This is a genomic window from Aquimarina sp., from assembly GCF_977115655.1.
Map to the genome: position 1 here is coordinate 16594 of NZ_CDSBKO010000030.1, position 24642 is coordinate 41235.

At 30.5% G+C, this 24642-nt stretch carries 20 protein-coding genes; 13 read left to right on the top strand and 7 right to left on the bottom strand.

What is annotated here, in order from left to right:
• The first annotated feature begins 33 nt into the window (after positions 1-33).
• The 11 genes from ACZIYX_RS13405 to ACZIYX_RS13455 all read left to right on the top strand — a co-directional run bounded on the left by ACZIYX_RS13405 (position 34) and on the right by ACZIYX_RS13455 (position 12786).
• The gene (locus ACZIYX_RS13405; protein ID WP_462682753.1) at positions 34-1443 is read left to right on the top strand and encodes a glycosyltransferase family protein; all 1410 of its coding nucleotides are present in this window, start codon (positions 34-36) and stop codon (positions 1441-1443) included.
• Complete coding sequence (locus ACZIYX_RS13410) at positions 1444-3195, top strand: hypothetical protein (RefSeq protein WP_462682754.1); 1752 nt, start codon at positions 1444-1446, stop codon at positions 3193-3195. It abuts the gene before it with no gap.
• Positions 3188-4213 (top strand): ATP-grasp domain-containing protein, encoded by a 1026-nt coding sequence (locus ACZIYX_RS13415; protein WP_462682755.1) that lies wholly within the window; start codon positions 3188-3190, stop codon positions 4211-4213. Before ACZIYX_RS13410 ends, ACZIYX_RS13415 begins: the two co-directional genes overlap by 8 nt.
• Positions 4214-4223: 10 nt before the next feature.
• Positions 4224-4352, top strand: a complete 129-nt coding sequence (locus tag ACZIYX_RS13420) for a hypothetical protein (RefSeq protein ID WP_462682756.1) — start codon at positions 4224-4226, stop codon at positions 4350-4352.
• 34 nt (positions 4353-4386) lie between these two features.
• The gene (locus ACZIYX_RS13425) at positions 4387-5307 is read left to right on the top strand and encodes a glycosyltransferase family 4 protein (RefSeq protein ID WP_462682757.1); all 921 of its coding nucleotides are present in this window, start codon (positions 4387-4389) and stop codon (positions 5305-5307) included.
• On the top strand, positions 5304-6305 hold the full coding sequence (locus tag ACZIYX_RS13430) for a lipid II:glycine glycyltransferase FemX (RefSeq protein ID WP_462682758.1): 1002 nt from the start codon (positions 5304-5306) through the stop codon (positions 6303-6305). The genes ACZIYX_RS13425 and ACZIYX_RS13430 overlap by 4 nt, the downstream gene beginning before the upstream one ends.
• The gene (locus ACZIYX_RS13435; protein WP_462682759.1) at positions 6305-7372 is read left to right on the top strand and encodes a DUF354 domain-containing protein; all 1068 of its coding nucleotides are present in this window, start codon (positions 6305-6307) and stop codon (positions 7370-7372) included. Before ACZIYX_RS13430 ends, ACZIYX_RS13435 begins: the two co-directional genes overlap by 1 nt.
• Positions 7372-8142: a polysaccharide deacetylase family protein gene (locus ACZIYX_RS13440; protein ID WP_462682760.1), complete on the top strand. Its 771-nt coding sequence runs from the start codon at positions 7372-7374 to the stop codon at positions 8140-8142. Before ACZIYX_RS13435 ends, ACZIYX_RS13440 begins: the two co-directional genes overlap by 1 nt.
• 312 nt (positions 8143-8454) lie before the next feature.
• The gene (locus ACZIYX_RS13445; protein WP_462682761.1) at positions 8455-9597 is read left to right on the top strand and encodes a sugar transferase; all 1143 of its coding nucleotides are present in this window, start codon (positions 8455-8457) and stop codon (positions 9595-9597) included.
• A gap of 29 nt (positions 9598-9626) precedes the next feature.
• Positions 9627-10403, top strand: coding sequence for a polysaccharide biosynthesis/export family protein (locus tag ACZIYX_RS13450; RefSeq protein WP_462682762.1), 777 nt, complete (start codon positions 9627-9629; stop codon positions 10401-10403).
• Positions 10404-10440: 37 nt separating this feature from the next.
• Positions 10441-12786, top strand: a complete 2346-nt coding sequence (locus tag ACZIYX_RS13455; protein WP_462682763.1) for a GumC family protein — start codon at positions 10441-10443, stop codon at positions 12784-12786.
• Between the two features lie 535 nt (positions 12787-13321).
• Here ACZIYX_RS13455 and ACZIYX_RS13460 read toward each other — a convergent pair.
• The 7 genes from ACZIYX_RS13460 to menA all read right to left on the bottom strand — a co-directional run bounded on the left by ACZIYX_RS13460 (position 13322) and on the right by menA (position 21880).
• Positions 13322-14650, bottom strand: coding sequence for a M24 family metallopeptidase (locus ACZIYX_RS13460; protein WP_462682764.1), 1329 nt, complete (start codon positions 14648-14650; stop codon positions 13322-13324).
• Positions 14651-14768: 118 nt separating this feature from the next.
• A complete protein-coding gene (locus ACZIYX_RS13465; protein ID WP_462682765.1) occupies positions 14769-17012 on the bottom strand; it encodes a TonB-dependent receptor plug domain-containing protein in 2244 nt (747 codons plus the stop codon).
• 73 nt (positions 17013-17085) lie between these two features.
• Positions 17086-18195 (bottom strand): AMP-binding protein, encoded by a 1110-nt coding sequence (locus ACZIYX_RS13470; RefSeq protein ID WP_462682766.1) that lies wholly within the window; start codon positions 18193-18195, stop codon positions 17086-17088.
• Between the two features lie 61 nt (positions 18196-18256).
• A complete protein-coding gene (locus ACZIYX_RS13475) occupies positions 18257-19174 on the bottom strand; it encodes a lysostaphin resistance A-like protein (protein WP_462682767.1) in 918 nt (305 codons plus the stop codon).
• 12 nt (positions 19175-19186) lie between these two features.
• Complete coding sequence (locus tag ACZIYX_RS13480) at positions 19187-20227, bottom strand: o-succinylbenzoate synthase (protein WP_462682768.1); 1041 nt, start codon at positions 20225-20227, stop codon at positions 19187-19189.
• The gene (locus tag ACZIYX_RS13485; protein ID WP_462682769.1) at positions 20227-20907 is read right to left on the bottom strand and encodes a metal-dependent hydrolase; all 681 of its coding nucleotides are present in this window, start codon (positions 20905-20907) and stop codon (positions 20227-20229) included. The genes ACZIYX_RS13480 and ACZIYX_RS13485 overlap by 1 nt, the downstream gene beginning before the upstream one ends.
• Positions 20908-20980: 73 nt before the next feature.
• On the bottom strand, positions 20981-21880 hold the full coding sequence (gene menA / locus ACZIYX_RS13490) for a 1,4-dihydroxy-2-naphthoate octaprenyltransferase (protein ID WP_462682770.1): 900 nt from the start codon (positions 21878-21880) through the stop codon (positions 20981-20983).
• Positions 21881-22177: 297 nt separating this feature from the next.
• Between menA and ACZIYX_RS13495 the strand changes: the two genes are divergently transcribed.
• Together ACZIYX_RS13495 and ACZIYX_RS13500 are read left to right on the top strand one after the other, a co-directional pair.
• Positions 22178-23881 carry an alpha-amylase family glycosyl hydrolase gene (locus ACZIYX_RS13495; RefSeq protein WP_462682771.1) on the top strand — a complete coding sequence of 568 codons (1704 nt, stop codon included), beginning with the start codon at positions 22178-22180 and terminating at the stop codon, positions 23879-23881.
• 392 nt (positions 23882-24273) lie between these two features.
• Positions 24274-24636 (top strand): hypothetical protein, encoded by a 363-nt coding sequence (locus ACZIYX_RS13500; RefSeq protein WP_462682772.1) that lies wholly within the window; start codon positions 24274-24276, stop codon positions 24634-24636.
• The last annotated feature ends 6 nt before the right edge of the window (positions 24637-24642 follow it).

Genomic DNA, 24642 nt, shown 5'->3' on the forward strand with positions numbered 1-24642 from the left:
AGTTTCAATTTGTTAATTATCAAATAGTACCAAATGATGTGGACTAAAGAATATTCAGGAATTGCAATAGTGTTTTCTATACTAGTACTTAGTGTTCATATACTATTTTTCTTTGAATACACTATGCCGTCCTTTATATTATTAACAGGTTTGGGAATAATCTTTTTATTTTTTATCTCCTTGTGGTACTATACCAAATATTGGAAAAATATAAATTCATTTACTAAAAAACTCTTTTTTCATAGTATTATTTATAGAGTTCTTGGAGTAGTATTTCTATATACACTAAGCATGTTTTATGATCCGGATAGCCTTCCGTTTGAGATCTCTGCAATTGATTCTGTTAATTACGACGCCTCTGGAAAACTGGTTACTGACGCTATAGAAAAAGGAGATTCTGTTTTTAAAACTCTTTCTACATTCTGGAAAGGAAAATCTGATTATGGGTTTTCTATCCTAATCGGTATACTATATTATGTATTTGGAAAATTCCCTCTGATCATTAAGATATTTAATGTTTTAATAGGAAGTTTTTCTGTTATACGGATTTATCAAATAACAAAGTATATATATGATGAAGAAAGAGCAAGGTTAACCGCTATATTAATGATGATTATGCCTCCTTTAATATGGTTTGGAGCCATGGTATTAAAAGAAACTTTCTTAATTTTTGTTATTTTAAATATAGGATACTTTATTATAAAACTTGTATATGGAGCCCGAGTAAAATTATGGATTCTTGCTTTTATTGTTTTACAGATAGGGATTACATTATATTTTAGAACCGTTTTAGCACCATTGCTATTAATATGTGTTTTACTACAAATAATATTCTTAAAAACACAAAAAAAGCAGTATCGCATAGTTTCTGTATTAATATCTGTATCCTTAATTTATGCTACCTATTTTGTGGTGGATCAACTGGGCATGAAAGAAAACGTAGATGCTATTGTTGCTGCAAGTCAAAATCAATTCGAAAATGAACTTACCCATGCTGCATCATCCAGAGGTATATCGTATACCACTGCTATTGTTGCACCATTATTAATTGCCGGAGCTATAGTAACTCCCTTTCCTTCGCTATTAGATTTTGAAGAAGCGCAATTAGGGATTTTCGCGCATTTTCAGAACGAAATTATACGTAACTGCTTATATTTTTTCGTTTTTTTTGGTTTGTATCAAGCAATTAAAAACCGTAGAAAAGGAAGCATTTTTATAGTAAGTTTTGCTGTAGGGTACATTCTTATTTTGGCAATATCCGGAATATCTTTTCAGGATCGTTTTCAGATTTTAGCACTCCCCTTCTTACTTATTTTTATGGCAGATGGAATTTATACAGATTTTCCAAAAAAAATAAAACACTGGACAATATATCTGGTTTTTATTTTTATAGCAATACTAATGTGGAATTTATTTAAACTATCTAACAGAGGACTTTTATAAATGATGGATCATTTTATTATATCAAAATCAAATCAGCAATCCCTTGGGCAACCTAAGATAAAACTTACAGAACATTGGGATCTGACCATGCAGGGAAAAAAGTATTATGACTATAACAATACAGATACCAGAATTATAATTATTGGTGATTATATTGGTGGTGAAGAAGAGCTTTTTACTGTAGATACTAATGCTATCCCAAAATTAAGAGGTAATTTTTATGCAATTGTGATAAAAAATGAAAGCATAAAAGTTTATAGTAGCTTTTTAAATATACTCCCCATTTATCATACGATAAACAATACACTTATCTCATCATCTGTAGAGCTTATAAAACAATCCAGCAAAGAAGATTTTTCTATAGATAAAAAATTTATCTTAGAAAATTTACTGTTCAACTATGGCTTTTTTAATAGAACATTCTATACAGAAATTAAATTAGTTCCTTGCAACTATTTTTTAGAATTGCAACAAGAAGCGGTCATTAAACATAAACATTTCGAAACAGCTTCTTTATTTACCAAAACCCCGTTACAAGGATCGAAAGTAGCAGACGGTTTAAGTACTCTTTTTATAGAGACTACAAAGTTTTATTTTCCGAACACCCCTTTTGACATTGCTTTTACCAGTGGTTTTGACGGCAGAACTTTAGTGAGTTGCGCTACGTATTATAACAAAGAATTTAAAACTTTTTCCTTTGGAAAACTTAATAACGAAGATGTTTCTATTCCTAAAAAAAATGCGGCAGATCTTCATATTCAATATCAATATTTTGATTTAGGAAAGGACACATATATCGATCAGGATTATTTTACAAATGCAACAGAGTATATTAAACAACAACCTGGAACAAATGGTTTTATCTATGCTCATTTTTTATATAGTACCAAAAAAATAGCAACAGATACAAACCATTTACTATCTGGCGTAATTGGCAGCGAACTTTTTAGAGCTTTACATCTTACTGGGGCGGTAACATCAAAATCATTAGCTGATATTTTTATGAGCAGTACCCCTCAAGAAATAAAAAATAAGATCCTTAATTCGTCAACAATAAAACATTTAAAAAAAGACGAGTTTAAAACCGAACTTGAAGAATTAATACAAGAGATAATAACTTATAAAGACTCTATCCCTAAAAACCTTACTAAAAACCAACAGTTTTACACTTTTGTGTTCGAAGAGGTTTTTAGAAAATTTTTTGGGCAATGGATCTCTATGCAAATGGGTTATGTAAACGTAAGAACCCCTTTTCTTGATTTTAATTTTATTACAGCACTCCTTAAAACTAAATACGCCGGGGCTAACAATGATTTTTTTACAGAAAACCCGTTAAAAAGGATGAAAGGGCAATATTTATATACGGATATTATAAAAAAAACAAATACCAAAATTTATCACCAAAAAACAGGAAAAGGATATCGCCCAAAAGACCTTAGAGAACCTGTTTTTATATATAAAATTATAATTCCTTTTCTTTTAAAACGTTTTAAAAGAAAAACAAAAACTCCAAACCTGGATAACCTGAGCATAATTTCAGGGATTTTAGCTAATAAAGATCCTATAAAAGAATACTTAAAGGATATAGAACCTACATATTTTGATTTTTCGAGTATCTGTAAAACATTAAATAACCTATCCCCTTACACCCCAGAAAAAGAAAGAGACACACTACTGATGATGTTGTCTATTCTTCTTTCTATTAAAAACAGCTCTTTAACCAAAAAACAAACCATAACCACTCATGAATAAAATTATTATACTAACCGATTATAAAAAAAAGTTTGGGTCTAAACACTTCGATACTCCATATAGAAGCGGTATGGATAAAAAAAAACTAGCATATTATTTTAAAGACTCCGGGTATCTAACCGAGTTTAAATCTTTTAACGAGGTACATCTGGATGATCCGGAATACAAAAATAGTGCTGTACTTTATACTTCTTCTGAAGATATAGGGTATAGATATAAATCTTATATAGAAGATATAATATTTGCCCTTGAGTTAAATGGTTGTAAAACAATCCCGGAGTATAAACATTTAAGAGCCAACAATAATAAGGTTTTTATGGAATTAATGCGCGAAATCACAGAAATAACCCCTGATTTAAAATCCAAGGTTTTTGGTTCTTTAAACGACCTTAAAATGCGCATTTCAGACATTACTTTTCCTTGTGTGTTTAAAGCAGCAGAAGGGGCTTCGGGTACAGGGGTTGCACTGGTAAGAAACCAACAAGAACTCTATGCTCAAGTAAAACAACACAGTAAAAAAAGGAATTATTTTGAAGACTTTAAAGATCATGCCAGAGCTTTAAAACACAAAGGATATATAAAAGAATCTATTTATAGGGACAAATTTATTGTACAGGACTTTATTCCTAATCTAAAAAATGATTGGAAAGTATACATTTTTGGAGATAAGCTATTCACTTTTATGCGTCCTGTTCTAAAAGGAAGAGGAATCAAAGCTAGTGGTGGTGGATATGACAATTATTTTTATGGTCCGGAAGCTAAAGCCCCGAAAGGTATGTTTGATATTGCTTTTGATATTTTTAAAAAACTTAATGTTCCCCATGTATCTTTAGATTTTGCTTATGATGGAAAACAATTTTCTGTACTAGAGTTTCAATCTTTATATTTTGGTACCGCAGGAATACCATACTCAAAAGGATATTTCACAAAACAAGATAACGAATGGAAATTTATTGAAGAAGATTTAGAAATTGAAAAAGTCTATGCAGATAGTATAATACAATATCTTAAAAATTAATCTGTTACAAATGACTTCCACTAAAGAAATCTTTGTATTAACCTGTAAAAATGGCTTTGGTTCTATGCACAAAGACCTCCTATCCAGAATAGGTATGGATAAAAGTAAAAAACACCGCACAGATGTAAATATAAAGTAATAATACCTTACACGTTTTGAACCTTTAATATACTATGAACATTCTATTTGTTAGTAGCGGAAATTCTAAAAACGGGATTTCCCCGTTAATCAAAAACCAAGGAGAATCTTTAATTAAGTTACATCATAATGTTACCTTTTTTACTATAAAAGGAAAAGGTTTCAAAGGATATTTCAAAAGTATTTTTGAGCTTAGGCGTTTTTTAAAGAAACAAAAATTTGATATCATTCATGCACATTATTCTTTAAGCGGTATGGTAGCCAGTCTTGCAGGAGCAAAACCAATAGTTATTTCTTTAATGGGAAGCGATGTAAAAGCTTCTCCGGTTTTAAAATATATAATACGGATTTTTAGCCTGTTATTTTGGAAACAAATCATTGTTAAATCCCGAGATATGAAAGAAGATTCGGGGCTTAATAAAGCATATATAATTCCAAATGGTGTTGACTTTAATAAATTTAAACCCATCAAGAGATCAGATGCTATTAACGAAACAGGCTGGGATCCTAATAAAAAACATATCCTGTTTGCTGCAAATCCGGATCGCCCGGAAAAAAACTTCAAATTAGCAAAAGAAGCTTTTAATTTGATAAAGAATGATGCTATTCAACTTCAAAAACTAATAGATATTCCTAACAAAAAAATGCCTTACTACTTTAATGCCGCAGATGTAATATTATTAACCAGTTTATGGGAAGGATCACCAAATGTTATTAAAGAAGCAATAGCATGCAACTGTAAAATTATTGCAGTAGATGTAGGGGATATCAGAGAATTAATAGGTAATACCAAAGGTTGCCACATTACAAATTTTGATGCTTCACAAATTGCTAATAAATTACTTCTATCCCTAAATTCAGAACAAAAGACTAATGGCAGGGATACTATTAGACATCTGGACAGCGTTACCATAGCTAACAAATTAACCAATATATATAAAAGCACTATATCGTGACAAAACCACAAATCATACACTCCAATATTAACAGTATTTCTTCAGAACAATGGGATAAGCTTTTAGAATCTGATAGTGCTAACTTTTTTCAAACAAAAAAAGCATTTCAGTTTTTTAAATCCGTTGGCTTAGAGCCTTTTATTTTTGCTCTGGAACAAGACGAACAAATTACTTTATTAATAACAGGAATCATACAAAAAGAAAAAGGAATAAAAGCAGCTTTTACTAGTAGAGCAATAATTTATGGAGGTCCTGTACTATCAAAAAATGTAAGTAAACGCGACATTTTAGAGTTTTTAAAAGTAATGATCTCCCATTTAAAAAATAAAGGTATATATATCGAAATCAGAAACCTAAATGATTATAGTGGTTACATCGATATTTTTGAAGAAGCTGGTTTTACTTATTTACCACATCTTAATTTTTATTTGGACTGCAAAGATGAGCAAGTTATGCGAAAACGTATGAGCAGTAGTAAGCTTAGGCAAATAAAAAAAAGTATTAAATCGGGAGCTAAAATTATAGAAGCCCAAAATATTGAAGAAGTAAAAGAATACTACACGATCTTACATGATTTATATACTACAAAAGTAAAAACACCCCTACCCGATCTCAATTTTTTCACCACAATGTGGAAGGATGGTGTAGCAAAATTTCTGTTGATTCATTACAATGACGAAATCGTTGGTGGTATTGTATGCCCCATTTTTCAAGACAAAGTAATTTACGAATGGTTTGTATGTGGCAAAGATGGTAAATATAAAGACGTATACCCAAGCATCTTAGCAACTTGGGCTGCAATGGAGTATGCTAATAAAAACAATATTAGGTATTTTGATTTTATGGGAGCAGGAAAGCCTGATGAGGATTATGGAGTAAGGGAGTTCAAATCTAAATTTGGAGGAGATTTAGTAGAACACGGCAGGTTTTTATACGTTTCTCAACCTCTTCTGTATAAAGTAGGAAAAACTGCAGTTAAAATTTTAAAAAGCTCTTAATGCGTATACTAATTGATATAGGTCATCCGGGTCATGTGCATTTATTCAAAAATTTTGTGAAAGAAATGCAAAATAAAGGACATGAATTTTTATTTACCTGCAGACAAAAAGAATTTGAAATAGAATTGCTAAAAGCAGAAGGATTTAACTATGTTTCTTTTGGCAAAAAATATAACACCACATTAGGTAAGATCTGGGGGTTATTAAAGTTTGATTTTCTCGAATTTATACAAGGGTTACAGTTTAAACCCGATATTTTCATGAGTCATGGATCACCTTATGCTGCACACGCATCTGCTATACTTAGAAAACCTCATATCTCTATGGAAGATACCGGTAATATGGAACAGGTAAAATTATACCTTCCTTTTACAGAAAGTGTGCTTACATCGACTGCTTTTCATAAAGATTTAGGAAAAAAACAAATTCGATACGCAGGATATCACGAATTAGCTTACCTGCACCCCAATCGTTTTACTCCTGATTCTAAAATTTTTAATATTTTAAAAATAAATCCGGAAACCAAATATGTGATTTTACGCTTTGTATCCTGGAATGCCAGCCACGATATTAATCAATCCGGATTAACTATAGATGAAAAAAGAGAGTTGATAACCTATCTGGATAAAAACTTTGAGGTCTTCATTTCTTCAGAAGGTTTATTACCAGAAGAATTTAAAAAATATCAAATCAAGATCCCGCCAGAAGAAATGCATAATGCACTAGCTTTTGCTCATCTATTTATAGGCGAAGGCGCAACTATGGCATCAGAATGTGCAATTTTAGGAACTCCCGCAATATACATTAATAGTATAATGGCTGGTACCATTGATGAGCAGGTAAACTATGGATTATTATTTAATTTCAAGAATGGCGAAGGTGTTCTGGAAAAAGTTAAAGAATTAGTCGAGATAAAAGATCTAAAGATTTTTTTCAAAAACAAACAAAACAGACTTCTTGCAGAAAAAATTGATGTCACTGCCTTTATGGTTTGGTATGTAGAAAATTTTCCTGAAAGCCAAATTGAAATGAAAAACAATCCTAACTATTACCTTAACTTCAAATAATGGATTTTACTGTTAAAAAATATAAGGAATTATTGAAATCACTTGTTAATCAAAATTATACATTTCAAACATTTGATGAATTTATAACCGATCCATCCTCAAAATCTATCGTTTTACGGCACGATGTAGATTTGTTACCCTATAACTCTTTAGCTTTTGCAAAAATCCAAGCAGAACATAATATAAAAGGAACCTATTATTTTAGAGCTGTTCCCGAAAGTTGGAATGAAGATGTTATTTTGGAGATTCTTGATTTAGGGCATGAAATAGGATATCATTATGAATGTCTTACAACCTGTAACGGAGATCTAAAAAAGGGAATACGAGATTTTGAAGATAATCTTATGGCACTTCGTAAATTAGCCCCTGTTTCTACAATTTGTATGCACGGAAGCCCTATGTCTAAATATGATTCTAAAGATCTTTGGAAAACTTATGATTATAAAAATTATGATATTATAGCAGAACCGTATTTTGATGTTAATTTTGAAAACGTTTTCTATCTAACAGATACCGGACGCCGTTGGGATGGTCATAAAGTAAGTGTAAGGGATCGTGTGCAGAGCTCTTTTAATAAAGTATTTCATTCTACAGACGACATTATAAATAAAATAGACACATTACCATCAACCATTATGTTTACTTTTCATCCGCAGAGGTGGAATGACAATACATTATTATGGACAAAAGAGCTCCTATTGCAAAACACAAAAAATATTGTTAAAAAACTTTTTTTTGTACAAAAACAACACCCCTTAAATCAAAGCTGAATAAGCTATAATAAACAGTATTAAAACTTACTTGACATGGGGCTTACAGTAGATTTATCTCTCTTTATTTTTTACTCCGTAATATAATCTAAACTTATGTTAATATAATTTTCAACTTCTATACTCCTATATATGTGGTACTTACAAACAATCGTTTTTTTTAGTATAATATTATAAAAATATAATCGTTAAACAAACCGTATTAAACTGATAACCAAATGTTTATGTGTTAAAAAAATATTAAAAAATTAACTTTCTATTAACATTTATATTTAACACAAATACTCTTAGACATAACCAAAAGGCTAAAAAATGATAACCAAATTTGCTCCATTTATTGACAAACAAGTCGAAAAGCTTTTAAATCCTGAAAACTCAAAAGATGTAATAACCATTACTGAACAAGATTGGAATCAAGATATTAAAGATCTGATAATCAAAGAAGTTGGGAAAGAAACTTTTGATTTTATAGATGAATACGTAACCCATCCTTCCAAAAAAGTTTTTGTTACTGCTACCAGAACAAGTTTTAACATAGACAAGATCCCCGTAAGCACCTATAAAACTATAGTAAACCTTAAACGAGTCAATGATTTTAGAAGGATCAATAAATACTTTGAATCGGTCAACTCAAAACTGGCCGTAGGAGGGATTTTTATTAATCATGTAGAAACTTATGCGGTTCGAAAAAACAGAATATTAAAAAAGCTTCCCGAGCCATTTAATTATATATACTACATGGCAGATGTGTTTTTTACCAGGGTTATTCCTAAACTTAAATTAACAAAAAAGCTATATTTTAATATCACAGGAGGTAAAGGAAGGGTTTTAACCAAAGCAGAAACTTTTGGTCGTTTATACTCCTGCGGTTTTGAAGTACTGGAAGAGAAAAACATCAATGATGTATTGCATTTTGTTGCCAGAAAAATCAAGGAACCTGCTTTTGATAAAGACCCAACCTATGGCCCTCTTATTAAATTAAGAAGATTAGGAGAAAACGGAAAAATTATAAAAGTTTATAAATTCAGAACCATGTATCCGTTTTCTGAATATTTACAACAATATGTTTTTGAAAAAAACAAACTAAAAGAAGGTGGTAAAATCAAAAATGATTTTAGAATATCTCATGAAGGAAAAATAATGCGAAAATACTGGATTGATGAATTACCCATGATTATCAATTTGGTAAAAAACGAAATGAAACTAATAGGGGTCCGACCATTAAGCAACCATTATTTTAGCCTATACCCCAAAGAACTTCAAGAAAAAAGAGTAAAGGTAAAACCAGGGCTTCTTCCCCCCTTTTATGCAGATATGCCAAAAACTATAGATGAAATTGTAGCATCAGAAATGAAATATCTTGAAGCGTATGAAAAAGCACCATTACAAACCGATATTCGTTACTTTATTAAAATCTTACAAAATATTGTTTTACGAGGTAAAAGAAGTTGCTAAAAGCAATATATACCACTAATCATAAACAAATGATAATTCAGTTTTTAAAAAAAAATTACCCAATCATTATATTACTGTTTTTAACCTCTTGTGCCTCCCGAAAAGATATTGTGTACTTTAAAGATATAAAAGACCAATATGAGAAAGAAATAAAAACAGGTTATGAAACCCTGTTTGAACCAGATGATCTTTTGGCCATTACAGTCTCTTCATCCAATATGGAAGGTTTAGAACCATTTAATTTGCCTGCCGTTTCTTTTAATGCTATTCCGGGCAGTGTAGTAGGAGAACAAAAACAACTTACCTATTTAATCAAAAAAGATGGAACTATTGATTTTCCTGTTTTAGGAAACATAAAATTATCGGGCTTATCCAAAATGGAAGCTATACAAATTTTAAAAGAAAAATTATCTGTTTATCTAAAAGATCCAATTATTCATATAGAATTAGTAAATTTTAAAATAACCATACTAGGAGAAGTTAATAACCCTGGGACCTTTACAATTCAAAATGAGCGCATTAGTATTATTGAAGCTTTGGGACTAGCAGGGGATCTTACCATTACAGGCAAAAGAAATGATATTTTGGTTATCAGGGAGCAAAACAATAAGTATAAATATCATCGAATAGATATTACTACTGACAATATTTTTAATTCTCCTGTATATTATCTAAAACAAAACGATGCAATTTACGTTACTCCAAATAATGCACAAATCAAGTCTTCTTCGTATAATAAAAACACTCCTATATGGGTATCTGTAGCATCTGTACTAGTGTCGTTGGTTATTTTATTGACAAAATAATGATTTCTGAAAAAAATAATTTTAAAAAATAGTATCCATGGATTACGAATATCAAAAAGAACAAAGTAATCTTCATTTAAAGGATCAAATAGCAAAATACCTTAGCTACTGGAAACTATTTCTTGTAACAGGTATTATATGTTTAATCTTGGCTGTATTATACCTAAAATATACTCCTGTTCAATATAACGTAAAGTCAACTATTCTTATTAAAAGTGAAAAATCCGGAATGCTTTCAGAACTCTCTGCCTTTGAGGACCTGAGTATTGTAAAAAACAATAATAAAGAGATTGAAAATGAAATAGAAATTTTAAAATCCAGACCTCTTTTTGAAAACGTAGTTAAAAAACTCAATCTGAATTATCAATATTTTTCTAAAACAAAATTTTCAAAACGATTAGTTGAATTATACGATAATACCCCCGTTCATATACAGTTTGAAAAAGATTCATCAATTACAGATCCTTCTGCCTATTTTGTTATATCTATACTATCCAAAAATGAATTTACTATTACAGAAGAAGGTAATGATTCTATCATAAACGGTTTTTTTGGAAAAGAAATCTCTGCCAAAACAGGAAACTTAATCATTAATCCAAACCCTGATTATCTGGATTCTTTTATAGAACACGAAGTTTTTATATCTATCAAACCTGTAATGGATATTGTTGAAGACTACAAATCAAAAGTAAGTATTGGACTTGTTCATAAGGATGCCAATGTTATCTCTTTAAGTTTAAATACAACAGTAAAAGCAAAAGCCGAAGCCATTTTAAACGAATTGGTAAAAGAATACAATATAGATGCCGCAAATGACAAAAATCAGGTTTATGAAAATACGGCTAACTTTATTAAAGAAAGATTGGGTATAATAAATACCGAATTATCAGATATAGAACAAGGTGTGGAAGTATTCAAAACCTCTCATAATTTAACCAATGTTACGTCAGAAACCGAACTGTTTTTAGAAAGCTCCTCTGAAAATAAAAAAGGAGTGTTAGAAACAAACACTCAATTAGGCTTAGTTGACTTTATGAATGAATATTTAAAAGAAAATAAAGGAAGTTTATTACCCGTTAACCTTGGTTTTTCTGAAGAGTCAATTACCCGAATCATAGCACAGTATAATGAAACCGCTCTAAGAAGGGATGAAGTACTAAAAAGTACCACATTAAAAAACCCCATAGTTGTTCGTTTAAATGAAAAATTACAAAGCTTAAATTTAAGTTTGAAACAAAGTTTGGACAACCAGAAAAAAACTTTGAAAATAAAACTTAGGGATCTTCAAAGGCAAGATGCTGTAATGAGTGCTAAAATAGCTTCTTTACCAAAAAAAGAAAGAGAATTAAGAGACATTGTAAGACAACAAGAAATAAAGGAAACACTATATCTTTATTTATTACAAAAACGAGAAGAGACAGCGATATCACTAGCCGCAACAGTTTCTAATGCAAAAGTTATTGAAAAAGCATATAGTTCTAAAAACCCTATAAAACCAAAAAAACGAATCGTTTTGTTGGTTGCATTTATGGGTACATTTTTGATTCCTGTTATGATCCTGTTTTTTAAAGACCTTTTGGATGTAAAAATAAAAGACAAAAAAGAAATTCAGAAAAATACAGATATGCCAATTGTTGCTGAAATTCCTAATACAAATACAAAAGGTAATTTTATTATTTCTAAAGATGATCGGTCTATTGTAGCCGAAGCATTTAGAATCTTTGAAAGTAACTTAAAATTTTTGCTTTCAGAAAGTGATAATGAAACAAAAACTATTTTAGTAACCTCTTCTATAACAGGAGAAGGTAAGTCATTTATATCAACCAATTTAGCTATTACTTTGGCAGACCCCGACAAAAAGGTTGCTTTATTAGGCCTGGATCTAAGATCCCCAAAAATCCTGGAATATTTTAACCATAACTCAACAAAAGGCATAACCAATTATGTAAGGGATAAGAACCTAAATTTGAAAGATATTATTATAAATATTGAGAGCATACCAAATCTGGACATTATAAACTCTGGTGTAATTCCTCCTAATCCTATTGATATATTAAAAAGTAAACGCCTGCAAGAGTTGATTTTAGAACTCAAATCAAAATATGATTATATAATTATAGACACTCCCCCTGTAAATTTGGTAGCAGACCCGCTATTACTTGCCGATTATGTAGATTTATGTATCTATGTAGTAAGATCTGAATATACAGACAGAAGATTATTATCTGATCCGGAAAGCCTGTATAAAAACAAGCGTTTTTCTAACATGAGTATTTTGCTAAACGATGTAAATATCAATAGCAAAAAATATTATGGATCTCCTTATGGATATAACCACCCAAAACAAAAATCATGGTGGAAACCCTATCAAAAAAAATATTAATTCAATTAGGATGTATACTATTTTGCAAAGTCCCAATCTCTAATTTAGCTATGAAACTACATATAAGTATATCGGATTATTATTTACGTATGTTCAGGCAAAAAAACAATATAAATCTTAATAATCACCCTTTTTCAGATTTAGAAATATCTTCTTTTGAAAGAATTTTATCAAAGCAATCTTTTTTCACAGGTTTTTTACGGAATACTTTTTCCCTCAAAAAATCCCATAGTATCATATATAAAATAACAAATATACCACCAATAAGAGTCAATACTCCTAAAAATGACCTAAATACCAAGCCTGCACCTCGTTTTATCATGTTTAATCATTCCTGTTATATAACTATAATTAATCCCAAAAAAATTATAGCCGTAAATATTTGCTCTACATGTAACTAAACAATCCTTATAATCGAGCATTCCCCTCAAAAACAAAGTTACACATTTAAAAACTTGAATCAAAAATATATCCTCTGGTAAAAGTATACAGATGGAGTTAAAACCCATATAAACAAAACTATATCTCAGTTTTTTTATTTCCTTTTGGGAATTGTAATCAATTCTGTTTGTCTTTCATAAATATATTCAAATCCGGCAGAACCACCCCAAGATCCTGCTTCTTCGAGCATAATACGAATATCTTTTTTCCATTCTGGTAATGTAACTGTAGTATTTAATTCAATAGCGTAAACTGTATTTTCATGCAAAGGATGATCTCCTGTACCTTTTACCCCTTTTTGAGCATCCCACATCCCTATTGTAGTACCTGCAGAATGACCATATAAACCTAACGGATGTGTATAAATAGAGGGAGCTAATCCCTTTTGTTTAGCTTCATCCAGAGATTTTATCAAAATCTCATTTCCTGTTTTTCCAGTCTCAAAATTAGAAGTTAAAATATCCTGTACCCGATTTCCGTCTGCAAAAGCTTTGACCAAAAAATCCGGAGGAGAAGTTTCATTATTTTCAAGAATATAAGCATGTTGTTGGCAATCTGTATTTAATCTTAAATAGGTTATTCCAAAATCACAATGTATCAAATCCCCTGCCTTAATTATTTTATCATTTGGTCTGCCTGAAAAAGAAACAATATGATTTTGCAACGCTTCTTCACCAGATCTTTGAATATCTACTGTTGGATGAAACCAGGTTTCTAATCCCATATCTGTTACTTTTTGTCTTAGCCACCAAACTACATCATCTGTTGTTGTGGTTCCTGGTTGTATAACCGAAGTACTAAAAGCTTCTGCAATAATATCGTGTGTTGTTTTAACCAGTTCTTTATAAATTTCTAATTCTTGGGGAGTACGTGTTTCAATCCATGCAATTGCCAATTTTTCAGCAGAAGTAACTCTGGCTTTATATTCTTGAGGTAATACTTTTAAAAACTCTTCATAATCTGTTTTTACAATTCCATCCAGAATACCAAAATCTTCTGAATAGTTAATTCCAATCTTTTTAGGATCTCTTTCTGAAATTATCTCTACCAGTGCTTTCCATTGATCTGGTTGTTTTTCTTTATCCCAGGCAGAATCTATATTTTTTCCAACATTATATCTGGCTACAGCTAATTTTTCTATAGTATTTTTCTCTTTATTTCTATAAAACACCAATATGGTCCTGCGTCTGGCATTAAGCCACGTTGCAGGTAACATTGTTTTAACAACCGGATCTTCATTATACTCTCTGGAGATCAAAACCCACATATCAAAACCTTCCCGATCCATTAATTCTGGTAATAGATTATTAAATCTATCTTCTAACACCATGTCTATAACATTAGCTCTCTCTCTTTCTGTTAATATTTGTGATTGTACAATTGTTGAAGTTATTAAAAAGCTAAAAAAAATGAATAGTCGCATAAAAAGTATAGTTTCTAAAGGTGTGATTCTCGAATTTAGATAAAAGTATCATAAAAACAATCTTCCACAAAATTTGAAAACTTAATTAGCATAATATTAGTTGTTTTTATTGCTATATCTATTTTTTGAAAGAAGTGAAAATTCTATTATTTACTACCTTATCCAGATTTATAACGTGCATTTGTAACTTCTGGTCAGGAGACCCAAATTTGGTAAATACTTTTACTTTAAGAAATACAGGGTATTTAAGGTTTGGCATGTAATTATTTGATGTTACAATATTTAAAAACCATTCATCATCATCCATTTCAGAAAGCACATATTCGTTTGAAGTAAACCCCTCGTTAAGTTCTACCTGCATTGTTTTCTTATTCTCTTCCTGTGTATGTGTTAAAGTAAAATATTGTTTTTTAGAATTTATATACTGTAATTCAAACTCTGTTTGCGGGTGTGACCATTCTATAATCACCCTCAAATCATATTTAGGCGAAACAAAATATCTTGAATCTATATTATTAGTTTGCCATTGTTGGTTACGATTAGATAACACATTTTTAAAATCATTGGTTATCTGGTTACTTATACCATTAAACGAACTAATTGCTTCTATTTTATTTGTTGTTAGTTTTTTAAATAGATTTATAGATTCTTGGTATTTTTTACCCACAAAATAAACATTAGCCAGATCTAAATACGTTTGTGATAAAGAAGGAGAAACTATACAGATTTGTTTGTATACGATCTCTGCTTGCTCAAATAATTTATGTTTCTCTAAATTAAAAGCTAATATTTTAAGAACCGAAGTGTCTTCTGGAAAAATCTCTATCAAATTCGAGAGGATCCTTAATCCTACATCAGGTTTGTTTATACTAAAAAAATAATCTGAACATTCTACAAAAAAAGACACATTATCTTTATTAGCAGAAAGCATATCTATATACTTATTATAAGATTTTTTAGGATCCGAAAATAGTTTTAATGTATTTATATAATTGGAGATATTTTCATCAGAAATCTTCAAATCAGAAGTATACATATTATACTTTATTTCAGAAGGTTTATCTTCTAGAGCATTTTGTTCTAAAATTTTATTATTGCTTGCTGTTTTTGTTTTAATTAAAACTACTCCATTACGTCCCTCTGCTCCATATTGATTAGTAGCTGCATATCCTTTAAGAACGGTAACTTCTGCAATATTATTCGGATCAATAAAATCATAACTAGCTATGCTTTGACCTCCTTCACCACTTCGTGGTAATGGTATTCCGTCAATTATATAAAGAGCATAAATACTATTACTACTTATAGAATTTGAACCTCTTATAATTGTAAGGCCCGCATTACCCATATTTCCCATTGATACTCCTGAAAATTTTCCCGCTATAGCTTTTCCGACATCTCCTTTATTATCGCCAATATCATTATAATCAATACTTTGAACTGCATAACCCAATGATTTTTTGTCTACTTCAAAATTACCTGCTTTAGTCATATCCGGATCATTATACTTTTTAGACATAACAACAGCAGAGTCTAACTCATTAATATCAGTATTTAATTGAACATCAACAATATTGTCATCTCCAACCTCTATAATAGTTTGTTTAACGCCTATATAACTAAAGTATAAAACCTCCCCCTTCTCTACCGCTATTTTATACCTCCCATTTTGATCTGTGATAGTACCTCTTTTTTGATCTGATAAAAAAACATTTACATTAGGTATTACTCTATTATCATAAGTAACTACACCTTCTATATATCTCTTTGTATTATTTATATTCTTTTTGGTAACAAATTCTAACTTGGGCATCATAACCCCATCCACAACTGCTTTGATAGATGAAGAAGCATCAGTCTCTAAAAGGTTTATGTAAAAACCATTATTATAAAAAGCTGTATTGTGAAGAAATTTTTTATCAATATTTATCGTGCTGCTTATAGTAATTATTCTTGGACTATATAAACTAGTCTTAAAATCCCCTAAATTACTCTTACCATCTGTAAAAAAAAGTAACATTTCTTCTGACAAATCTGTATTGACCAAACTAAAATCCGAAGCACCATCATAGTTTACTTCTACAAGCTTTTGTTTAAGATTTTTCCAGTTAGATGACTTTATTTGTAATTTTTCATCACTTATTATCTTTGTATTAAAAACAATAAGTGAAACATTAGAATTAGGATAGGTTTTAAAAAAAGTATCTAAAAACTCTAACTCTTTTTCTATATTTTTTTCTTTTTGAGAAAAGGAAGCATCCCAATAAATAGCTATATTTATATTGTTCTCTATCCCTACACTGTTTGCAATAACAAAATTACCAAAAAGTAAAGTCGCTAAAATAATAATAAACTTTTTCATGTATTAAATTTATAAAAAAATACGACATGAAATAATTATTATTAAAACATGAATCTCTATGAAATAATTAAACTCAATTATGTAAAGCTATCTCCAATGTTTTTACTCTTTGTATTTTACCATTATCTGTTCCTATAAATTGTGGAACAAAATAAATTTCTTTAGGAATTTCGTATTTATTAAGGGTTTTTAGATTTTGTATTCCCTCTTTTAGCGTATGGCTAGATATTTTGTCATAATCTCTTTCAATAACCAAAACTACTTTGTTTCCTAAAGAATCATCAGGAACGGCTGAGATAAAAAAACGGTGGCCTATTAATAATTGTAATTTAATTTCGATCTCTTCGGGAAATAGTTTCACTCCCCCACTATTAATTACATTATCATAACGACCTTTCCAAATAAATTTTTTGTATGTTTTAAGCTCTACAACATCATTGGTTATAATTGTTTCTTCATTGAGTTGGGGTGCTTTTACAATCAAACAGTCTCTATCGTCTGTATTTAATGTGATATTTGGCAATGCTTTAAAAAAACCAGCATCTTTTTTATCTTTTTTCTTTGGATTTATTCTTCTGGCTGCAATATGAGAAACTGTTTCGGTCATTCCGTAAGTTTCATATATTTTGGTTTTAAAGCCCTGTACCAGGCTTTTTAAATTCTCAGAAACAGGACCTCCCCCAACAATTAATTTTTTGACTAAATGAAGTCTGCTAATAGAATTATCAAGCTGCAACGGTACCATTGCACAAAAATCATATTGTTTATATACCGTATCCAGTGGATTTGTTTTTGGTGGCACCAAATCTATTTTCCAACCAAGCACCATTGCTCTTACAAGCATCATTTTGCCGGCAATATAGTTTACTGGTAAACATAATAACGCAGTAGTCCCTTCTTGTAGTTTAAAAAACTTTCCGGTTGCCAGCGCACTATTTACCATGTGTTGCTTAAATACCTTTATTTTTTTGGGTTTTCCTGTAGAGCCAGAAGTTTGTACTACAATATGATCCTTATCACTAATCCAGTCTAGCAAAAAATACCCTGCTTCCTGCTCATAGACCTCTCCTTCTTTAATAAAATTATGGGCAAAATATTTCAATCCTTCTTTGTCCAAAGAATTTTTATTAATGGTAAATCCTTGGTGTATTTCGGGAATAGAAAATGTATTTTTTGTTTGCATATTCAAATTTCAATTTTATGCCATATTCAAGGGTTACGGGTATGTAAAAAGTGTATTATTTTTATGTTATCTCCTGTACAGCTACATCCGGTTCTATTTTACCAAAAAGCCTGTCTTTCCATCCCGTCCATTTATATTTTTTAGAAAGTATTATCAAAAAAATCGGAAAAACTATAAATACAGGCATAAGCACTTCATATCCTGTCCCGGGATCAGAGGCATCTATAAAAATAGAATCTGTTTGGAGAGCTGTCCAATCTGCTGTTACCAAAAGTACCGTAACCAGATTATTGGCTGCATGAAAACCAAGGGCTAGTTCTAAACCATCATCCATTAAAGTAATTATCCCCAAAAACAAACCGGTACCTATATAATAAACCATGAGTATAGGCCCTAATTTTTCTACCTCGGGATTAGCTGCGTGCATAACCCCAAAAAGCACCGATGTAATTAACAAAGGAAACCACTTGTTTTTTGCAGCCAAACCCAATCCTTGCATTAAATATCCCCTAAACAGATACTCTTCAAAACTAGTTTGTACAGGGATTAACAATATTGCAATAACAGATAGTATTAAAAATGGTACAGGTTGAAAATTTAATTGGTAATTTTCTGGAGTTATAAAATAAGCAGCAACTGTAGACATGATTATAAATGAAGCCATTAGTCCAAAAACAAAAAACACACGGCTCCAATCTACTTTTTTTCTACTTGTGGTTAGAGATAAAAGGCTTTGTTGATGTACATAGCGTACCCAAAAAAGTAACCCGCCCAAAAAGATTGCGAAGGGGATCAAAAGTTGAAGAAACAACATATTTTTACCAATAGATTCAATTTGTTGTTTCATTACAGCTTCTGTATCCATATTAAGCATTTTTACTGCTAAATAGTTTAAAGCCATTAATAACATAAAACCTAGTGGTATTGGTAAATATTTCCACATTCCTAACTTTCCTTTTCTTCCTTGAGTGATATACATATAATCGTGATATTATTTTAAATAGTCAATTTTCCATTTTTTTTGGATATCATACACCAAGTTGCCTTGAACCACCTTTAACGGGCAATCAATGTTATTGGTATATAAGCCTCCTGTTCCCAATCCTTGTGGCATTTCATTACCCAATGTATAAGTATACTGTGCAATGGCATTAAGGCCAATATTGCTTTCCAGAGCACTGGTAATCCACCAATTTATACCCAAAGATTCTGCCAAATCAATCCACTCTTTAGTTCCTTTAAAACCTCCTATCAGACTTGGTTTTAAGATAATATATTGAGGTTGAATAGTTTCTAGCATTTTTACCTTATCTGCTTTATAAAAAACACCTATTAACTCTTCATCCAATGCAATAGGCAATGGAGTTTCTTTGCACAATCTTGCCATCTCTTTGTATTGCCCTTGGCGTATTGGCTGTTCTATACTATGCAAATCATATTCAGAAAGATACTTTAATTTATCCAAAGCTTCTTCTGGAGTAAAAGCTCCATTAGCATCTACCCTTAACTCTATAATATCTGAAGAAAACTTAGACCGAATACAGGATAACAAATCTAGTTCTGTTTCAAAATCAATTGCTCCTATTTTCAATTTTATGCACGTAAAACCTTCTTTTAGTTTATCTTCTATTTGTTGGTGCATAAAACCCTTATCCCCCATCCATATCAATCCATTAATTAAAATATGGTTTTGTTTTTGGGTAAATGCAGAAGGAAATAATATAAAAGGCGAGACGCTTTGTAAAGATTTAAAAGCCATTTCTACTCCAAACTGAATACTGGGAAACTCTATGAGGATTTCCCAAAGTGCAGCAACTCCTAAATGAATATTATCACATACCCATTTTAATTTATCTTCATAATCCGGGCGATCATCTATGCTTAATGTTCTTAAAATCCCACACTCACCTATCCCTTTTTTTGCCCCATCAAAAATTACTATAAACCAAGTTTCTTTCGTTTTTAAAACTCCCCGGGATGTTCCGCTTGGTCTTTTAAACTGAAGGATATGTTTATAATACTTAGCATTCATTATAACTCTATGCTCCCTCCAATATCTAATAGCATAAGATCTTTATTTTTTGCAAAAAACTTTCGTTTAGCTTCATCATGATCAATCTCTATATATCCAAAAGTATCATAATGTACTCCCAGTACCTTATCACATTCTACAAAATCACTAGCAATAATTGCATCATCAACACCCATCGTAAAATTATCTCCAATAGGTAAAATTGCTAAATCCAGCTTATACCGTAAAGGAATTAATTTCATATCCATAGTTAGCGCTGTATCTCCTGCTATATAAATAGTCTTACGCTCTCCTTCAATAATAAACCCACCTGGTTGTCCCCCATAAGTTCCATCTGCAAAACTACTGGTATGTACTGCATTTACATATTTTACATTTCCGAACTCAAAACTCCATTCCCCTCCATGATTCATTGGGTGTACTTCTATTCCCATATTTTGATAATACATTGCTATTTCATAATTTGAAACGATAGTAGCATTCGTTTTTTTTGCAATAGCTTCAGCATCTAATACATGATCCTGATGTGCATGAGTTAACAAAATATAATCTGCTTCTATTGTATTAATATCCACTTTATCTTTAGAAAGGGGATTTCCCGAAATAAATGGATCTATTAATATGCTTATATCATTAATATTAATTAATAATGTGTTTTGCCCGTAAAATGTGATTTTCATGAGTGAAATAGTTAAAACTTCTTACTATAAAATATGTTTTGTACCTGTATTTTTTTTAACAGATTTTACTAAATTATAAAATCTGTCCTAAACTAAATAAAATAGAGAATAAAAATGTTGTTAAAGCTACTTTTTTGAGTTCAGGATCCAATAATTCAGAGATATTAGTTTTGAAAACTTTTACAAAATGAAATAATACAGGTATAAAGGATAACAAAAATAATAAATGTATAGGTTTGTTGTATGTAAAAAAAAGATAGGTCAACATACATAAAACAGATATAATAAGCAATGCATAATGGTACATTTTTGCTCGTTGGATTCCTAATTTTACGACTAACGTATTTTTGCCGGATTTTTTATCATTATCATAGTCTCTCATATTATTAAGGTTTAATACCGCCGCACTCAATACGCCAATTGTAGTAGCAGGAAGAAAAACCAGTAATTCTATATTTTTGGTATACAAAAAGAAACACCCCACTACACTAACCAAACCAAAAAAAAGAAAAACAAAAACATCTCCCAAGCCCCTGTACCCGTATGCCGAAGTACCCATTGTGTACTTAATTGCGGCTGCTATCGCCGCTAGACCAAGTATAAAAAATAATAACGAATACAAAAAGTTATCCTTCCCAAAGGAGAAATATATCAAAAAAATTGCTAGCCCTAATACTATTATTGCAGTACACACTATCCCTTTTAACATCTGTTGTTTAGAAATCACTCCACTCTGCAAAGCGCGCATTGGCCCTACTCTATCCTTATTATCTGTTCCTTTTACCCCATCACCATAATCATTGGCAAAATTAGATAATATTTGTAATCCCAAAGTGGTTGCAATAGCTAACCAAAAAATATTTGTCGTAAAAAACAAATTATTTCCTAATGCAGAACCAACAATAATACCTGAAACAGATAATGGTAATGTTCTTAAACGTGCAGCAGAGATCCAAGCTTTAAATTTGATCATTTTCGTGATTTTGACTCCAAAGGAACAGTATTTTTACAAAAAAATAAAAATTAATTATATCTATTCTTTATGCTGCCCAATAGAATAATGTATTGTAAATTCACATGAAAATATTTTATCTGTTTTATAGTTTATAAACAACTTAATTTATTGAACTCATTGAAACTTTTTTTTTGGAAACCAAAAAACCCGTTTTTGATAGATGATAAATCCATTTTTGCTTCCCAATATTAAAAATTCTAACGACGTTCATTAAAATACTTATATAGCTAGCAGTTTTAAACCCCATAAAAACTTATGAATATTCCTCTTAAAATTATTGTCTTTTTACTTTTATTTATAATACTGGCATGTAAAACCAACTCTGATAAAGAGAAAAATGATCTGTTTGATAATATAAACAACAACAAAGATCTTTTTACAAAAACAAACCCGCCTTTTGTCTGGGAAGGATCCAATATTTATTTTTTATTAACTGATAGATTTAATAATGGAGACATAACTAATGACAAGATTACACACAGGACTAAAAAGACAGGGAAATTAAGAAACTTTGAAGGAGGCGATATAAAAGGTATAACTCAAAAAATAGAAGATGGATATTTTAACGACCTTGGAATAAATGTAATTTGGTTTACTCCTGTTGTAGAACAAATATATGGTAGTATCGATGAAGGAACAGGGAATACTTATCCATATCATGGATATTGGATTAAAGACTGGACAAAAATAGACCCTAATTTTGGAACCTATGAGGATCTTAAGCAATTAGTAGAAATAGCTCATAAAAATGGTATACGGATTATTATGGATATAGTAATAAACCATACCGGTCCTGTAACAGATCTGGATCCACTATGGCCGGACACATGGGTAAGAACCAGTCCACAATGCGATTACAAGAATTATGAAAATACTGTATCCTGCACATTGTCCAAAAATTTACCCGATATTAAAACCGAAAGCGATAAAAATGTAGAATTACCCGAAATCCTGATACAAAAATGGAAAGCAGAAGGGCGATTGGATAAAGAACTTTTGGAAATAGATACCTTTTTTAATAAAACAGGATTAAAAAGATCCCCGAAAAATTATATCATAAAATGGCTAACAGATTATGTTAGAGAATTAGGAATTGACGGATATAGAGCAGATACCGTTATACATGTTGAAGAAGATGCCTGGAAAACACTTGCAGAACAGGCCAAACTTGCACTTATAGAATGGAAATCCAAACACCCGCACAAGGTTCTGGATACTAATGAATTTTATATGCTGGGAGAACTATATGGCTATAATATCCATAACAAACGAAATTATAAATTTACAGACCGTAAAGTAGATTACTACGCATACGGGTTTGACAATCTAATTAATTTTCAATTCAAATATGATGCAGAAAATATTAGCTATGAAAAATTATTTAATGAATATAGCAAATTATTGTATACCAATCTTATTGGCAAAAGTGTAACCAATTATATAAGTTCTCATAATAACAGCTCTCCTTTTGATAAAAACAGAACTAAAACTTATGAGTCTGCTACTAAACTTTTACTAAGTCCCGGTGTATCCCAGATTTATTACGGAGACGAAATAGCAAGACCTCTATTCGTTACAGATACTGAAGGAGATACCAATCTAAGATCCAAAATGAATTGGGAGGGTATTAACAATGAGGAAACTAAAAAATTACTAAACCACTGGCAAAAATTAGGCGTTTTTAGAAAAAACCACCCGGCTGTTGGTGCCGGAAGACATAAAATGATCTCAGAAAAACCATATATATTTTCAAGGGAGTACAATAAAAATAATTTTTTGGATAAAGTAATCATTGGTTTAGATCTTAACAAAGGGAAGAAAACAATCAAAGTTAATTCTGTTTTTGCAGAAGGTGAGGTTCTTGTAGATAAATATTCTGGTACAGAAGCAAAAGTATATAATGATTTTGTAACTATTGATTCTAATCAAGAAATTGTGCTGCTGGAATTAAAAAAATAAAGCCCTAATTTATAAATAACATTGATAATTATAAAATATATACCCCCCATGAAGAACTTACCTCCTTAAAAAAAGGAGGTAAGTGTTGGGGAAAACAAAAAAAGTAAGGGAAAAATTGTAATTGGAATACTTTTCAAAGATAAAGAGGTTTGTTGCATATACGGTTACGGTTTTACCTCAAACTTTAGCCGGAATAGTCTTAATACTTGCGAAAAAACATGTTAAATACTTAAAAAACAGATTATTACAACAATAAAAAACACCTTGTTAAAATATCTTACAGAAAAAAATAATTAAAATATAAATAAATAACAGTAATTGATTTTTAATAATACAGGAAAAATATAAATTTGCAATTATTAGTATTTAATCATCTATATAACCTTACCCTTTTGGAAAATAAAAAAGCAATCAAATTAATCGATAAAATTCTGGAGGATCTTGATAAAACAGGCATCAATACAGATACATTAATTGAAGACATCAAAGAATTAAGAACTTATGCATTAGAAGAGCAAGTTCCTTTGGTTGTTAAAGTTCTTAGGTATACTTATGAGCATATCGAAAAAAACAACTCATTCCTTATACCAATTCCAGATGATGAACCTATAGACGAGGAGGATTCTACTGAAGAAAAAGAAGCTATTGATCCTATAGAAAGTCTTAAGTATTTAATATCTCTTACAAAAAGTCTTAAGAACAGAATGAATATATCTGATCTAAAAGAATACAGAGATGCCTTGATGGAATATTAATTTGAT

Excerpts from the sequence above, each read along its gene's own strand:
- ACZIYX_RS13405 (WP_462682753.1), top strand. The coding sequence starts at position 34 with ATGATGTGGACTAAAGAATATTCAGGAATTGCAATAGTGTTTTCTATA.
- ACZIYX_RS13410 (WP_462682754.1), top strand. The coding sequence starts at position 1,444 with ATGATGGATCATTTTATTATATCAAAATCAAATCAGCAATCCCTTGGG.
- ACZIYX_RS13415 (WP_462682755.1), top strand. The coding sequence starts at position 3,188 with ATGAATAAAATTATTATACTAACCGATTATAAAAAAAAGTTTGGGTCT.
- ACZIYX_RS13420 (WP_462682756.1), top strand. The coding sequence starts at position 4,224 with ATGACTTCCACTAAAGAAATCTTTGTATTAACCTGTAAAAATGGCTTT.
- ACZIYX_RS13425 (WP_462682757.1), top strand. The coding sequence starts at position 4,387 with ATGAACATTCTATTTGTTAGTAGCGGAAATTCTAAAAACGGGATTTCC.
- ACZIYX_RS13435 (WP_462682759.1), top strand. The coding sequence starts at position 6,305 with ATGCGTATACTAATTGATATAGGTCATCCGGGTCATGTGCATTTATTC.
- ACZIYX_RS13440 (WP_462682760.1), top strand. The coding sequence starts at position 7,372 with ATGGATTTTACTGTTAAAAAATATAAGGAATTATTGAAATCACTTGTT.
- ACZIYX_RS13445 (WP_462682761.1), top strand. The coding sequence starts at position 8,455 with ATGATAACCAAATTTGCTCCATTTATTGACAAACAAGTCGAAAAGCTT.
- ACZIYX_RS13450 (WP_462682762.1), top strand. The coding sequence starts at position 9,627 with ATGATAATTCAGTTTTTAAAAAAAAATTACCCAATCATTATATTACTG.
- ACZIYX_RS13455 (WP_462682763.1), top strand. The coding sequence starts at position 10,441 with ATGGATTACGAATATCAAAAAGAACAAAGTAATCTTCATTTAAAGGAT.
- ACZIYX_RS13460 (WP_462682764.1), bottom strand. The coding sequence starts at position 14,650 with ATGCGACTATTCATTTTTTTTAGCTTTTTAATAACTTCAACAATTGTA.
- ACZIYX_RS13465 (WP_462682765.1), bottom strand. The coding sequence starts at position 17,012 with ATGAAAAAGTTTATTATTATTTTAGCGACTTTACTTTTTGGTAATTTT.
- ACZIYX_RS13470 (WP_462682766.1), bottom strand. The coding sequence starts at position 18,195 with ATGCAAACAAAAAATACATTTTCTATTCCCGAAATACACCAAGGATTT.
- ACZIYX_RS13475 (WP_462682767.1), bottom strand. The coding sequence starts at position 19,174 with ATGTATATCACTCAAGGAAGAAAAGGAAAGTTAGGAATGTGGAAATAT.
- ACZIYX_RS13480 (WP_462682768.1), bottom strand. The coding sequence starts at position 20,227 with ATGAATGCTAAGTATTATAAACATATCCTTCAGTTTAAAAGACCAAGC.
- ACZIYX_RS13485 (WP_462682769.1), bottom strand. The coding sequence starts at position 20,907 with ATGAAAATCACATTTTACGGGCAAAACACATTATTAATTAATATTAAT.
- menA (WP_462682770.1), bottom strand. The coding sequence starts at position 21,880 with ATGATCAAATTTAAAGCTTGGATCTCTGCTGCACGTTTAAGAACATTA.
- ACZIYX_RS13495 (WP_462682771.1), top strand. The coding sequence starts at position 22,178 with ATGAATATTCCTCTTAAAATTATTGTCTTTTTACTTTTATTTATAATA.